Genomic DNA, 14,073 nt, shown 5'->3' on the forward strand with positions numbered 1-14,073 from the left:
AGGCCCTGCGTACGGACCCTGACCGGATCTGCCGGTTTCTCGTCGCCGGCGACAGGCTGGAGCCGCCGACGAGGATGCCCCCTGTCGGCATCGGTGCCACCGATGGAGAGGTGATCGCCATGAGGACCCGCACAGTAGGTGAAGTGATGAGCCACGATGTCGTCCGGGCACGCCCGGACACCTCCCTGCGGGAGGTGGCGAGGCTGCTCTCCGCACACCGGATCAGTGGCCTGCCGGTCGTGGACGACGACGACAAAGTGGTGGGTGTGGTGTCGCAGACCGACCTCACCCGCTGCCGGGCGGCGCGCCCGGAGCGTTCGCGGACCGCCGTGTGGGGTATTCCCGTCCGGTGGGGACGGAGGGCACGGCGAGAGCGCTCCTCGGTGCGCGCGGCGACGGCGGGCGCACTGATGACCGCACCCGCGGTGACGGTGCACCCCGAGCAGCGCGTCGTCGACGCCGCGCGCATCATGGAGCGGCGCCGCGTCGACCGGCTCCCCGTGGTGGACGAGGAGGACCGGCTCATCGGCATCACCACGCGCAGTGATCTTCTGAGGGTCTTCCTCCGGACCGACGACGACATTCGCGAGGACGTCACCGACCGCGTCCGGGCGCAGGTGCCGCTGTCCGTCCGTGACGATGTCCGGGTCGAGGTCCACGACGGCGTGGTCAGGCTGGGGTGCCCGGCCCACCGGGACATCGACGCGGCCGTGCTCGTGCGAACTGCCTGGCGGGTGGACGGCGTGGCCGGTGTCGTGCCCGGGCCGGCGGCCTGACGGGCCGCCTCGCCACGGTGTGTCCCGGATACGGGGTATCCGGGACACACCGCGCTGTGCTGTTCAGTCCGCGCGCAGGCCCTTGGCCCGGAATTGGTCCTTGACCCGCTCGACGAGCCGGGCGCCGGGCGCCGGGGTGGCGCGCAGGGGGAAGGGGATGCCCAGGGCTTCGTACTTGGGCGCGCCGAGTTTGTGGAAGGGCAGGACGTCGACGCGTTCGACGTTGTCCAGTCCGGCGACGAAGCGGGCCAGGCCGTCCACGGCCTCCTCGTCGTCGGTCCAGCCGGGAACGAGGACGTACCGGACCCAGGCGGCGACACCGAGGCGGTTCAGGCGTGTGGCGAAGGAGAGGGTGGGGGCGAGTTCCCCGCCCGTGAGCCGTCGGTACGTGGGAACGTCGAAGGACTTGATGTCGAGGAGCACCAGGTCGGTGTCGGCGAGCAGGCCGTCGTCGGCACGTGCGCCGAGGAGGCCGGAGGTGTCGAGTGCGGTGTGCAGTCCCAGCTCCTGGCAGCGTCGCAGGATCCGGCCGGTGAAGCGCGGCTGGAGGAGCGGTTCGCCGCCGCTGAGGGTCACTCCCCCGCCGGCGGCGGTGAGGAACGGGCGGTACTTCGCGATGTCCGTCACGACTTCGTCCACGGTCGCGGTACGCCCGTCGCGCAGGTGCCAGGTGTCAGGGTTCTGGCAGTACAGACAGCGCAGCGGGCAGCCACTGGTGAAGAGCACGTAGCGGGTTCCGGGGCCGTCCACGCCGGTCGACAGGTCCCATGAGTGGACCCGTCCTGTCCGCCCGTCGGCGGCGGGGCGGCCCGGCCGGGGCGGGGCGGAGGGGGTGGGGGGTCGGGAGGTCATGTCGCCTCGTGGAAGGTGCGGCTGATGACGTCCCGCTGCTGTTCGCGGGTGAGTCGTACGAAGTTGACGGCGTATCCCGAGACGCGGATGGTGAGGTCGGGGTAGTTCTCGGGGTGCTCCATGGCGTCCTCCAGGGTGGCCCGGTCCAGGACGTTGACGTTCATGTGGAAGCCGCCGCAGGACATGTAGGCGTCCAGCAGACCGACGAGGTGGTGCACGCGGTCGTCTACGTGGCGTCCCAGGCCGTCCGGGGTGACGGTGGAGGTGAGCGAGATGCCGTCCCGCGCCTCGTCGTAGGGGATCTTGGCGACCGACAGCGCGGACGCGGCCATGCCGTGCAGGTCGCGGCCGTTCATGGGGTTGGCGCCGGGTGCGAAGGGCTGCCCGGCGCGGCGGCCGTCGGGGGTGTTGCCGGTGTGCTTGCCGTAGACGACGTTGGAGGTGATGGTGAGCACCGACTGCGTGTGTTCCGCCTCCCGGTGGGCGGGGTGGCGCCGCACCTTGGCCATGAAGGAGCGGACCAGTCCGACCGCGATGCCGTCGGCGCGGTCGTCGTTGTTCCCGTAGGCCGGGTAGCCGCCTTCGACCTCGTAGTCGACCGCCAGTCCGGTGTCGTCCCGGATCACCTTGACGCGTGCGTGCCTGACGGCCGAGAGGCTGTCGGCGGCTACGGACAGGCCCGCGATGCCGCAGGCCAGGGTGCGCTGGACGGGGTGGTCGTGCAGGGCCATCTCCAGGCGCTCGTAGGCGTACTTGTCGTGCATGAAGTGGATGACGTTCAGCGCGTTGACGTACGTCTCCGCCAGCCAGTCCAGAACGCGGTCGTAGGCGGCGACCAGCTCGTCGTGGTCGAGGTACTCGCCGGTGAGCGGTGCCGCCGGCGGGCCGACCTGCTCCCCGGTCATCTCGTCGCGGCCGCCGTTGACGGCGTAGAGCAGCGCCTTGGCCAGGTTGACGCGTGCTCCGAAGAACTGCATCTGCTTGCCGACCGCCATGGCGGAGACGCAGCAGGCGATGGCGGTGTCGTCACCGGTGCGCGGGCGCATCAGTTCGTCCGATTCGTACTGGAGGGAGCTGGTGTCGATGGACGCCCGGGCGCAGAACCGCTTGAAGCCGTCGGGGAGCCGGGGCGACCAGAGCACGGTCAGGTTGGGTTCCGGGGCGGGGCCGAGGTTGTAGAGCGTCTGGAGGAAGCGGAAGGACGTGCGGGTGACCAGCGGGCGCCCGTCGGTGCCCATGCCGCCGATGGACTCGGTCACCCAGGTCGGGTCGCCGGAGAAGAGCTCGTCGTACTCGGGGGTGCGCAGGAAGCGCACGATGCGGAGCTTGATGACGAAGTCGTCGATCAGCTCCTGCGCGCGGCTTTCGTCGATGAGCCCGGCGGCCAGGTCCCGCTGCAGGTACACGTCCAGGAAGGTCGAGGTACGGCCGAGGGACATCGCTGCGCCGTTCTGCTCCTTCACCGCGGCCAGGTAGCCCAGGTACAGCCATTGCACGGCTTCGCGGGCCGTCGCGGCCGGCCGGGAGACGTCACAGCCGTAGCCGGCCGCCATCCGGGTGAGCTCCTGCAGTGCGCGGATCTGCTCGGCGAGCTCCTCGCGGTCCCGGATGACGGGCTCCGTGGAGGGCAGGGCGTCCAGGGCCGCGCGTTCGGCGCGCTTGGCGTCGGTGAGACGGTCCACGCCGTAGAGCGCCACCCGGCGGTAGTCGCCGACGATGCGGCCGCGGCCGTAGGCGTCGGGGAGGCCTGTGATGATGCCCGCCTTTCGGGCCGCGCGCATCTGCGGGGTGTAGGCGTCGAAGACGCCGTCGTTGTGGGTCTTGCGGTAGGTCCCGAAGACCCGGGTGATGAAGGGGTCGGGTTCGTAGCCGTACGCGCGCAGGCTGTTCTCCACCATGCGCAGGCCGCCGTTGGGCATGACCGCCCGCTTGAGCGGGGCGTCGGTCTGGAGGCCGACGATCAGCTCGCGGTCGCGGTCGATGTAACCGGGGGCGTGGGAGGTGATGGAGGACGGGGTGGCGGTGTCGACGTCGAGCACGCCCTTGCGGCGCTCCTCCGGGAACAGCGCGGTGACCTTTCCCCATACCGTGCGGGTCCGCTCGGTCGGTCCGGCGAGGAAGTCCGCGCCGCCCTCGTACGGGGTGTAGTTGGCCTGGATGAAGTCGCGCACGTCGATCCGCTCGCGCCAGCGCCGCCCCTTGAAACCGTCCCATGCCGGGCGGGCGATGCGGACGTCGCCGTTTGCCACCACGGTCATCACTGCCTCCGTACGATCCGCGGGGCGTCCTGGCCGGATCCGGGGACGCCCTCCTGACTCGATGCTCGTCGCGGTGCGGGGTGTGACACAGGGCCCGTCGGGAGCCGGCCGTCGTGCCGTACGGCCTCGTCGTCCCCACTCGGCGGGGCCGTTGGTCCCTCGGGGTGCCGCGCGTCGAGCGGCGCATGCCGGCCGCAGCCACGTGGCTGCGGCCGGCACCGTTCCCGGCGTTCGTCAGTCGTGCGGTACCACGGCCACCGGGGCCGAGCAGTGGTGGAGCACCGCGTGCGTCACCGATCCGATGTGCGCACCGAACCGGGAGCGCTGGTGGCGGCGGCCGACCACGACGAGCCCGGCACCACGAGCCGCCTCCAGCAGGTCCGGCACCGGGTGCCCGATACGGCACTCCCGGGTGACCGCGACGTCGGGGTACTTGTTCTGCCACGGCTCCAGGACCTCGGCGAGCGCCCCTTCCCTCGCGGCGGCCACAGCCCCCTGCAGCGCGGCGACGGCCGCCGCGGACTCCGGGCCGTAGAGGGGCGGGAAGTGCCAGCTGTGGACCGCCTGCAGGGCGACACCGCGCCGGTCCGCGTGGGCGAAGGCGAAGTCGAGGACCTCGTCGCAGGGACGGGCGGTGTCGATCCCGAGGACGACGCGGCCGTCCGTCGGCACCGGAGCTGTCGCGGCGGGGGTTGCGGTACCGGTTCGTGCGGCGCGGACGAGGACGACGGGCTGTTCGCTGTGTGCGACGACGGACTGCGCCACGGAGCCCACCATGAAGCCGGTGAAGGCACCGAGTCCACGGGAGCCGACGACGAGCAGCTCGGAGTCCTGCGCGGCCCGGGACAGGGTCTCCGCGGGGTCGCCGCACCGCCGTGCCGTGTCGACGAGGAGTTCGGGGTGGTCCTTCCGTACGCGCTCGGCGGCCTCGCGAGGGATGCTTTCGGACCAGTGGCGCCGGGTTTCGGGGCCGATGAGCGGTGTGTGCACGTCCGGTGCGATGTCCCACACGTGGAGCAGCCGCAGGGGCAGGCGCCGCAGGCGCGCTTCCTCGGCGGCCCACTCGACGGCGGCGAGGCTCTCTCGGGATCCGTCGAAACCGACGGTGACGGGACGGGACATGGGAAGACCTCCGGGTTGAGGGCGGGCTTGGCCGGCTTGTTCACGATGGCGGTCCGCCACGCGTGGAGGGAGGGGCCGTATGTCCCTGTCGGAGGGCCTGGGCGGCCTCCGTCCGGGAACTGACGCGCCGATGGCTTCGCAGCCCTTCCGCTCGGGCGGAGCAGGAGTGGCGACGGGACGGCCGTACCAGCGGGCCGGTACGGCCGTCAGCCGCGGGAGGAGCGGTGGCGGTCTCAGACCTGTCGGCTGAGGCGCGCGGCGATGAAGCCGAGCGCGCCCACGGCGGCTGCCGTGCCCACCCCCGTCCAACCGAGCGGGTCGGTGTGCAGGACCGTCCGGAGGAACGGCAGAAAGAGCGCTGCGGCCGCGAGGCCGGCCGACCCTGCCACGGCGGCCGGGAGGAAGAGGTTGTCACGGCTCAGCAGCCGGTCGCGCAGCCCCAGCACCACACCGAGCTGCGCGGCCAGCAAGGCCAGGAACAGCACGCTCTGCCAGGGGCCGCCCTCGCTTTCGGCGGCGAGGGCGGCGGCGAGCGACGCGGCGGTCACCACGGTGCCGAGGAAGAGGACCCGCTGCCAAAGCCCGTCGCCCAGGATGTGTTGTCCGGGCGGGCGAGGGGGACGCCGCATGGCTCCGGGCGAGACGGGCTCCGCGCCCATCGCCACTCCGGTGAGGCCGTGCGTGAGCAGGTTGATCCACAGGATCTGTCCGGCGCGCAGGGGCAGCGGAAGGCCCAGCGCGGGGCCTGCGAGCATCACAAGGATCTCCGCGGTCCCGCCGGCCAGGGCGTAGAGGAGGAAGCGGCGGATGTTGTCGTAGACGCGCCGGCCCTCTTCGACGGCAGCCACGACGGTGGACAGTTCGTCGTCCGTCAGCACGAGGTCCGCCGCCTGGCGGGCGACTTCGGTGCCCCGCCGCCCCATGGCGACGCCGATGTCCGCCTGCCGCAGGGCGGGGCCGTCGTTGACGCCGTCTCCGGTCATGGCCGTGACGTGGCCGCGTGCCCTCCATGCCTGCACGATGTCGAGCTTCTGCTCGGGGTTCGTGCGGGCGAAGACCCGTACATCCGTAAGATCGGGCACTTCCCCGGCCGTCAGGGCCCGACCGGTGGCCACGGTGGCGGGTGCGGCCTCCGCGTCCTGGAGGAGGCCGAGACGGGCCGCGACGGCGCCGGCCGTGGCCGGATGGTCTCCGGTGATCAGTACGGGCGTGATGCCCGCCGCCCTGCAGTCGGACAGGGTCTTGCGCGCCGCCGCCTTGGGCGGATCGTTGATCGCGGCGAGTCCCAGCAGGCGCAGCCCGCTCTCGGCGCTCCGCGGGCGGGCAGGAAGCCCCTCGCGCCGTCCCCATGCGACGGCGAGTACCCGGAACCCCTGCGCTGCCAGCGTCGCCGCCTGCTCCCTGGCGAGGTCCAGCACGAGCGGTGGTTCGTCCAGCACATCAGGGGCGAGGACCGCCTCGGGCGCGCCCTTCAGGCAGACGAGCACGTCGCCCTCGGGCGTGTCGTGCAGCGTCGTCATGCGCTTGCGGACACTGTCGAAGGGCTCCTCGTCCCTCCTCGGATACGGGGCGTCCAGGTCCAGGCGGCTGCGACAGCCCGCCTTGGCCGCCGCGGCGAGCAGCGCCGCCTCGGTCGGGTCGCCGAGCGCCGACCAGGAGGTCGCGGCAGCACCGGGATCCGGCGGCCTGAGTGCGGAGTCGTTGCACAGGACGGCCGCGGTGAGCAGGTCTCGCACCCCGCCCATGCCCGCGTCGCCCGCGCTCGCCCCGACCATGCGGACCTCTCCGACGGGGGCGTACCCCGAGCCCGTGAAGACGGCTTCGCCGCCCTTGGGTGTCCACACTCGTTCGACCACCATCCGGCCCTCGGTGAGGGTGCCGGTCTTGTCGGTGGCCAGCACCGTCACCGACCCCAGGGTCTCCACGGCGGCCAGGCGCCGGACCAGGGCGTTGCGGCCCGCCATGCGGCGCGCCCCCAAGGCGAGGGCCAGGGTGACGACGGCCGGCAGGGACTCCGGCACCGCAGCGACCGCCAGACTGATCGCGGTCACCGCCATGGTCCCCACCGCTGCTCCTCCTGCCAGGCCGAGCACGAAGAACACCAGGCACAGGCCCACGGCGACCAAGGCGAGCACGCGCCCCAGCGCGGCCAGCCGAAGCTGCAGCGGTGTCGGCTGAGGCCGGTTGTCGAGCAGTGCGGCGATCCGGCCCAGCGCGCTGGCCCCTCCCGTCGCCGTCACCCGTGCCACACCCCGGCCCCGGACGACGACCGTGCCGGCATGGAGCGCCGATTCCTCCCGCCCGTCCAGGCCTGCGGTCTTGTCCACGGGTACCGACTCACCGGTCAGCATCGACTCGTCGACCAGCAGGGACGCCGCCCGCAAGAGCCGGGCGTCGGCCGGCACGATGTCACCCTCGCCCAACAGCAGCACATCGCCCGGTACCACCTCCGACGACGGGATCCAACGCTCGACACCGCCTCGGCGTACGCGCGCACTCGGAGCCGACATGGCCGAGAGCGCCGCAACAGCCCGGCCCGCGCGCACCTCCTGCACGACACCCACTGTCGTGTTCACCACGATCACCAGGGCTATCACCACGGAGTCGGCGTGGTCACCGATCGCCAGGGTCAGGACGATGGCGCCGAGCAGCACCGTGATCAGCGGATCCCGCAGCTGTGCCAGAACGCGGGCGTGGAGCGGGACCGGGCGTGTGGTCTCCACCGCGTTGGGCCCCTGCGCGGTGAGACGCCGTGCCGCCTCGTCGTCGGTGAGCCCGGCCTCCAGTGCCTCCGGTGAGGTGTCCCTGGGGTGCTCGAGTGCCGGGTCTTCCCGTCCGGATCGTGCGTCGTCCACACCTGCGGTCATCGGCTGGTCCCTGGCACGATGACGACAACCAGAGCGGGAACACCATCCACCCGCTCCGCCGTCACGGGACGGCCCGCGCGGGGGGCGGGGACGGCCTCTACCGCAGTGCCTTGGGCCCTCTTCCGCTGTGCGTGCTCGACGGCCATGCGGTGCGGTGCCGAGTCGATGTGCTGCGTGTCGCGCTGGGACCGACCCGACAACAACGTCCGAAGGGCCGGCCCTCTGTCCACCGCTTCGTCGGCGGCCCAGGCGGGGGTCGGCAGGGGCTGCCCCGGGTCGCCACCGACGAGTACGTCGTCGCTCACGGCGGTGTTCGTCATGCATCCTCCTCGCACGCCCGGCAACTGTCGCACCGTGGGCGGTCCCTCTCCACGCTGTCATCGGGGCGACGGCCCGGACAGGAGCTGCAAGTCCCTGCCCAGGTCCCAAGGTCCCGGCAGCGTGAGCGGAGCGGAAGTACAGGCCGCCCGCTCAGCCCTAGGCTGAAGAGGCCCAGTAGCCGCGGTCGCCGTGCCGGCGGACCCTTCGCTCCGGATGGGGCGTAGCAGGAGGCGTGCCTGGCATGGTCGGCATGGGCGGGAAGGCTTCGGCTGCACGCGGGCGCGGGTCGGGTCCGGTCTGCGGTGGTCGGCGGAGGGGTGGTGTGCGGCTTGCCGACTGATCCGCGAGGCCGCCAGATGCGCGGCGGCCGCTCCCGCCCTCGAGATGTGTCGGGGGCGGGAGCGGCGGTGCGTTCGTTGGGCCGTCAGGGGCGGCGGGAGCCGCCGGGGAGGCCCGGGCCAGCGACCGTCACCGGGCCGGTCGCCTTGACGCGGGAGCCCTGGCCGTCCGCCGGGACCACCGTGAGCGTCCACTCGTACGTGCCGTTGGGCACGGCGCGGCCGGCCTTGTCCTTGCCGTCCCAGGTCAGATCGATTACGCCGCGCGCCTCGCCGCCGCTGCGCACGGCCGTCGAGAGGCCCGTGGCCTTGTTGCGCAGGACCAGGTTCCAGGACGCGGCCGGCTTGGACAGCCACCAGCGGGCCTGACGGCCGCCGGCGCCGCGAGTGTCGAGGGTGGCGGGGAGGTTCTGGTCGATGACCGCGAGCGGGGAAGTGGCGCCGGTGACCCCGACGACGTGCAGGGTGTCTTCCCGGTCCAGGTAGGCCAGTCGGCCGCCGAAGGCGTCGACGGCCCAGCCGCGGCCGAAGCCGACGGGGGACGGGGACTGGGCGGTCTCGTGCTCCTTCACCGCGGTGCCGGAGCGCAGGTTGTAGAGCCTGAGGCCGTCGACCGTCTGCTGGACGAGGTAACCGTCGCCCAGCCGTACGGTCGGGAGCGAGCCGAGGAAGGGCAGCGGGATCCGCTTACCGGAACTCGCGTGGTAGGCGGTGGCGCCGGTGCCCTCGGCGGAGCAGGTGGAGTAGAACCAGTCCCCGTTGACCTGGAGTTCGTACGGGCGGCAGCCCGATCCCAGGTCGACGCGGCGGGTGATCTTGCCGGTCCGCAGGTCCGTTGCGGCCACGACGCCCTTGTCGCCCTCGGGCTGCCACAGCTCGGCGCCCCACAGCGACGCGGGCGCGGCCGGCTTGACGTCCAGGGTCCGGCCCGCGTCGATGTCGGCCACCAACAGCCGCTCGGTCCCGTTCTCCTTGCCCCGGACGAGGAGGTAGCGGCCGGACGCGCCGAGGATGGAGTAGTCCTGCATGTCGTTGCCCAGGCGCACGGTGCGGTGGGCACCGCCGGGGCGGGCCTCACGCACGTACGCCGTGAGCGCGGAGGACGACTCGCCGCTGCCGAGGCCGACGATCCTGCCGTCACCCGTCGCGACGTGCACGCCGGTCCTGCCGGACTGGTAGGGACAGTACGGGTCCTGCCACGTGTGGTCGCAGCGCCACTCGGGCGTTCCGGAGACCGTCACCGGGCCTTTGACCGAGGTGCGGTAGCCCAGGACGTACGAGCTGAAGTCCACGTGGAGCGAGGACAGAGCGCCCTGCGCGAACGTCAGGGTCCGGCGGTCCGAGGGCCTGGCCGCAACGGCTGCCGCTTCCCGTACCCGCAGCGCGCCATGGTCGTCCACGGCGACCTGGTTGACGGCCCACCGGGTGCTTCCCCCGGCGGTGGAGAGCGCGTAGGCGCTGCCGTCCGTGCCGAGGAGCATCTTCCGGTCCAGCCGGTCCAGCACGGGCCGGGCAGCGCCGCCTCCCACTGGGTACGCCTTCACCACGGGCTCGCCGGCCGACCGGTCGTGCGCGAGCAGCCAGTCGCCGACCGGGAGCAGCTCGGTCGGGTCGACGTCCAGGGGCAGTGAACGGGTGACCGTGAGATCGTCCCGGGACACCAGGGTGGCCTGATAGCCGTCGGCCACCGCGATCCACTTGGTGCCAAGACCGATCGGGCTGAAGGAGGCCGGGTTGTCGGACACGGTGGAGGTGTGCGGCAGCCGCTTCATCGTCGCCGTGGCGTAGTCGATGAGGCCGAGCCGGTGCATGCGTTGGTCGTCCCAGTAGTCGACGAGCGCGCCGCGTGCGTCTGATCCTGCGATCGAGACGTTGTTGACGGCCTCGGGCAGCGCCACGGTCACGTCCTTGCGGGGTTCGCCCGCGCGGCCCAGCAGGCGGAAGGTGTGGTGTCCGTCGGCGTCGACCGGGGTGATGGCCAGAACCTGGGTGGGCGACAGGGCCTGCGGGAGGACCTGCCCCTGCTGCAAGGGGACGGACTCGAGGGTTCCGGAGGCAAGGTTGCGGATCTTGAGCTCGGTGGGGCCCTGGCAGGCGACCTCGTCGCCGAGGCGCACGACACCGATCCCGCAATCGGGAGTCACCTGCCGGCCGTCGGCGGTGCTCTGCCAGTACGTCGGTTCCTTGACGTAGGTGTTCCGCAGCAGCACGCCCGTACCCGCGGCGTGGAGTGCCAGTTCCGGCGGCCATGCGCCGGGCGGGGCCGAGACCGTCGCCTCGCCTCCGGGTGCCTGCGCTGTCGGTGTTGCCGCGGCGTCGGCCGTGACGATGGCCGACGCGCCCGCGCAGGTGGCCAGTGCGAGCACGGCGGCTCCCACGGCACGCGACACTCTCATGTCCGTTCCACTCCCCAGAGAAAGCGGGGTACCCGCCGTCGCCGACACCGGCCGTCCCGCTCCCTCCGCAAAGTGAGCAGATGTTAGCAGTGAGGCTCGGGTCCCTGACCAGGGCCTATGCGGCAGTCACCGTGACGAGCTCGCGAACCCCATTGATGGGGGGGGCCTGATGCAGAGGTCGTCCACGAGTTGCCGGATCGCGGGGCGATCGCGGACGAGGTGCCGTGACGGAGGAAGGGGGCGCGGACAGCGGTCCGCGCCCCCTTCGTTCGCGTTCGGCTGCAGTGCCGACGGGATTTGAACCCGCGAGACAGCTGGGGGCAGGTCCGCCCCGTCCCCGTCAGTCGCCGTGGGCGGGACCTCGCCCACGGCGATCGCATTGGACCGCTCTGCCACGGCTCCGCAACCTACGGGAATGCGCGCACCCCCGCTCCGGCCAAGAGTACGGACATCGTTCTCCGCGCACGAACCCTTATCAGCTCAGACCGTTTCAGTGCGCTCGAACGCCGCGCGGTGGGCCAGGGACCATCTGCGGAAGGCGCCGCCGTCGCATCGCCCGGCGTGTCGCCGTCGGAGCCAGCCCCACTCCCACGCTCAGGACGACCGTCGCCCCGGCCAGCAGGGTGGACCGCCAGGGCCAGGGCGCGCCCGTCAGTTCCAGATGGGCCGAGGGGTACTCGGAGAACTTCGCGGTGGCCAACGCCGTACGGCGGTCGCTGTGCTCGGCGAGGTCCCGCAGGACGGGATCGAAGCCGAACTCCCCGGACCGCCGTCCCTCGTCGGGCAGTTCGGTGGTGAGCCCGTTGCGGCGGGCCCAGCCGCTCAGTGCGGTGCCGAGGCCGGAGGCCTCCCTGACGCCGGGCACCACGAAGCGGTCGGCGCCGTGGGCGTCCCCCGTCGCCGGCCGGGTGACGAGGACCAGGCCGTGGCGGGTGGTGACGGTGTCGCCGGCGCCGACCACCACCGTCCGGGTGGCGAAGGAGACTCCGCCGTACCCTTCGACGGCCGCGGCCGCGTCGACCTCCTCGACCCCGTCGACCAGGCCGATGGCCGTGGTGGGTCGCAGCCACGGGAACGCGGCGTTGAGGGCGTACGGCAGGTCGCCGAGGGCGAGGTGGTTGGCCGGTATCGCGGTCGGTCCGTCCGGAGTCCAGCCGGGGTAGGACAGCCCGGTGCCGATACGGGTCGCTTCCGTCTCGCCGGCCAGTTCCTCGACCACCCGTAGGGCGCCCACGGTGCCGGAGGTGACGCCAGCGGTGGTGGTCACCCGCCCGTCCTCGACGTAGCGCTGCCCGCGCTTCCAGTTGACCTTCGGATATCTGCGTTCCAGGGAACCGATGTTGGACCAGAACGACGTGGCGTCGCGGCCGTCGAGCAGACCGGAGGCGGCCAGCAGCTCGGAGCCCGCGCACACCCCGAGGATCCGGGCGCCCTTGCGGTGGCGTTCTACGATCCACCGGCGCAGGCCCTCCTCGCCCGCGCCGGTGGGGTCGGTCACCGCGGGCACGACCACCACGTCGGGTTCCGGCAGGGTGCCGTCCGCCACCTCGGCCAGCGTGTGGTCGGGCAGCAGATGGGCGCCGCCGGACAGTGGGCTGACACGGCGTTCGGCGGCCACCGTGTAGACGAACATCTCCCGCGACTCGGCGAACACCTGGTAGGGCGCGAGTACGTCGGTGGCCACCGAGCCCGCGTTGCCGACCGCGACCGCCACCGTGATCCGGCCGGGTGGCACCGGCCGGGCGGCCGGCCACGCCCTGGCACCGGATCCGCGGGGGGCGGCGGCGAAGCTGTCGGCCATCGACGCGCTCACCCCCGCGAAGGCGAGCCCTGCGAAAGACGCCGCGGACAGCGCCGTGGCCAGCAGTACCCAGCCGATGCGGCGCAGGACCCGGCACCCCTTGCGCGCCTCGGAACCAGAACCCACCTCGGAACTCACTTCAGACAACACATACCTCGACAATCCGGGCACCGATCGGCAGCGTGTTGCCGTCGGCCCTGGTGGAAACGACTTCGTGGAAACGGGAAACCCGTGGAAACGCGAAAGCGGAAGAGGCCGCAGGAGGGAGGGGCGACGGCCCTCACACGGGGGCCGGATCCGTCAGGCGGTCGGCCGCAGCGGTGCGCGCAGCCGCGAGGGAGGGACTCCGAAGGCGTCGACGACCACCCGGCGCAGCTGCCGCGCGTCGCGGAAGCCGCAGCGCGCCGCGACCGCCTCCACCGTCAGATCAGTACCGGACAGCAGGGAGCGGGCCCGCTCCAGCCGCAGTTGCCGCTGGTAGGCGAACGGGGTGATGCCGGTGACCGCGGTGAAGGCCCGCGTCAGACCGCGCGGGGACAGCCCGGCGACGCCGGCGAGTTCCCGCAAGGTGAAGGCGGCGTCCAAGTGCTGGGCCAGGTGGTCCTGCACCCGGTGCACCGCGGGGTGGACGTGGTCGCGGTGCTGCAGGAACGGACTGATCTGCGTCGCGTCCCCGTCCCGCCTCAGGTACAGCACCAGTTCGCGGGCGACCCGCGCGGCCAGTTCCGGCCCGCGGTCCCGCTCGACCAGGGACAGCGCGAGATCGATCCCCGACGAGATCCCCGCACTGGTGCTGATCCGCCCGTCGTGCACGTAGAGCGCGGCCTCGCGCACCCGGGCCCGCGGGTACCGCTCGCGCATGGCCGAGGTGAGCGACCAGTGGGTTGTGCACAACCTGCCGTCCAGCAGTCCCGCTTCCCCCAGGACGGCGGCACCGCTGCACACCGACGCCACCCGGGCACCCGCGTCGTAGGCCTCGCGGACCCAGCGCACCACGGCGGGCTCGACCAGCCGGTCGGATCCGGTCAGCCGGGGCCCCGGTACGAGCACCAGGTCGCCGGCCGTCGGCCGGGTCGTCGGCAGCGGTGCCAGACCGGCCAGCTGCAGGCCCTGGGCGGATCGCACACCGTCTGCCTCGCCGACGTACTCCAGCCGGTAGCCGCCACCGAAATGCGCCGCGGCGTCGAACACCTGCACAGGACCACCGAGGTCCAGCAGGTTCACCTGGGGCAGCACCAGGACCAGGACCCGCCCGGTGCACTCGTTCGTCTCGTCGCTCACCCCGTCACGGTAGGCCAGCCCGGGCCATCCCCACGAGGTCTCCCGGGGGCTGGTACCGGAC

Annotated in this window: 8 protein-coding genes; 1 reads left to right on the forward strand and 7 read right to left on the reverse strand. The window is 72.5% G+C overall.

Translation table 11 applies throughout. The features are described 5' to 3' along the window. Positions 1–146 precede the first annotated feature (146 nt). Positions 147–776 (forward strand): CBS domain-containing protein, encoded by a 630-nt coding sequence (locus ACSHWO_RS35415; RefSeq protein ID WP_385839412.1) that lies wholly within the window; start codon positions 147–149, stop codon positions 774–776. Between the two features lie 63 nt (positions 777–839). On the opposite strand, the gene pflA is transcribed toward ACSHWO_RS35415, so the two are convergent. The 7 genes from pflA to ACSHWO_RS35450 all read right to left on the reverse strand — a co-directional run bounded on the left by pflA (position 840) and on the right by ACSHWO_RS35450 (position 14,012). Then, positions 840–1,628 (reverse strand): pyruvate formate-lyase-activating protein, encoded by a 789-nt coding sequence (gene pflA, locus ACSHWO_RS35420; RefSeq protein ID WP_438319431.1) that lies wholly within the window; start codon positions 1,626–1,628, stop codon positions 840–842. Further along, positions 1,625–3,886 carry a formate C-acetyltransferase gene (pflB, locus tag ACSHWO_RS35425; protein ID WP_438319432.1) on the reverse strand — a complete coding sequence of 754 codons (2,262 nt, stop codon included), beginning with the start codon at positions 3,884–3,886 and terminating at the stop codon, positions 1,625–1,627. Before pflB ends, pflA begins: the two co-directional genes overlap by 4 nt. 234 nt (positions 3,887–4,120) lie before the next feature. Further along, positions 4,121–5,008 (reverse strand): universal stress protein, encoded by an 888-nt coding sequence (locus tag ACSHWO_RS35430; RefSeq protein WP_438319434.1) that lies wholly within the window; start codon positions 5,006–5,008, stop codon positions 4,121–4,123. Between the two features lie 233 nt (positions 5,009–5,241). Continuing rightward, positions 5,242–7,875 carry a cation-translocating P-type ATPase gene (locus ACSHWO_RS35435; RefSeq protein ID WP_438319435.1) on the reverse strand — a complete coding sequence of 878 codons (2,634 nt, stop codon included), beginning with the start codon at positions 7,873–7,875 and terminating at the stop codon, positions 5,242–5,244. Between the two features lie 745 nt (positions 7,876–8,620). Beyond that, the gene (locus ACSHWO_RS35440; RefSeq protein WP_438319436.1) at positions 8,621–10,930 is read right to left on the reverse strand and encodes a FlgD immunoglobulin-like domain containing protein; all 2,310 of its coding nucleotides are present in this window, start codon (positions 10,928–10,930) and stop codon (positions 8,621–8,623) included. Between the two features lie 490 nt (positions 10,931–11,420). Beyond that, positions 11,421–12,857 carry a DJ-1/PfpI family protein gene (locus tag ACSHWO_RS35445; protein WP_438319437.1) on the reverse strand — a complete coding sequence of 479 codons (1,437 nt, stop codon included), beginning with the start codon at positions 12,855–12,857 and terminating at the stop codon, positions 11,421–11,423. Positions 12,858–13,031: 174 nt separating this feature from the next. Beyond that, complete coding sequence (locus tag ACSHWO_RS35450) at positions 13,032–14,012, reverse strand: GlxA family transcriptional regulator (RefSeq protein ID WP_438319438.1); 981 nt, start codon at positions 14,010–14,012, stop codon at positions 13,032–13,034. Between the last annotated feature and the right edge of the window lie 61 nt (positions 14,013–14,073).

The sequence above is a fragment of the Streptomyces pallidus (ex Mingjun et al. 2026) genome (genome assembly GCF_051550185.1).
Lineage (GTDB): Bacteria > Actinomycetota > Actinomycetes > Streptomycetales > Streptomycetaceae > Streptomyces.

What these genes read in the sequence shown, in the direction of transcription:
- ACSHWO_RS35430 (WP_438319434.1), bottom strand. Translation starts at nt 5,008, where the DNA reads ATGTCCCGTCCCGTCACCGTCGGTTTCGACGGATCCCGAGAGAGCCTC.
- ACSHWO_RS35435 (WP_438319435.1), bottom strand. Translation starts at nt 7,875, where the DNA reads ATGACCGCAGGTGTGGACGACGCACGATCCGGACGGGAAGACCCGGCA.
- pflA (WP_438319431.1), bottom strand. Translation starts at nt 1,628, where the DNA reads ATGACCTCCCGACCCCCCACCCCCTCCGCCCCGCCCCGGCCGGGCCGC.
- pflB (WP_438319432.1), bottom strand. Translation starts at nt 3,886, where the DNA reads ATGACCGTGGTGGCAAACGGCGACGTCCGCATCGCCCGCCCGGCATGG.
- ACSHWO_RS35415 (WP_385839412.1), top strand. Translation starts at nt 147, where the DNA reads ATGAGCCACGATGTCGTCCGGGCACGCCCGGACACCTCCCTGCGGGAG.
- ACSHWO_RS35440 (WP_438319436.1), bottom strand. Translation starts at nt 10,930, where the DNA reads ATGAGAGTGTCGCGTGCCGTGGGAGCCGCCGTGCTCGCACTGGCCACC.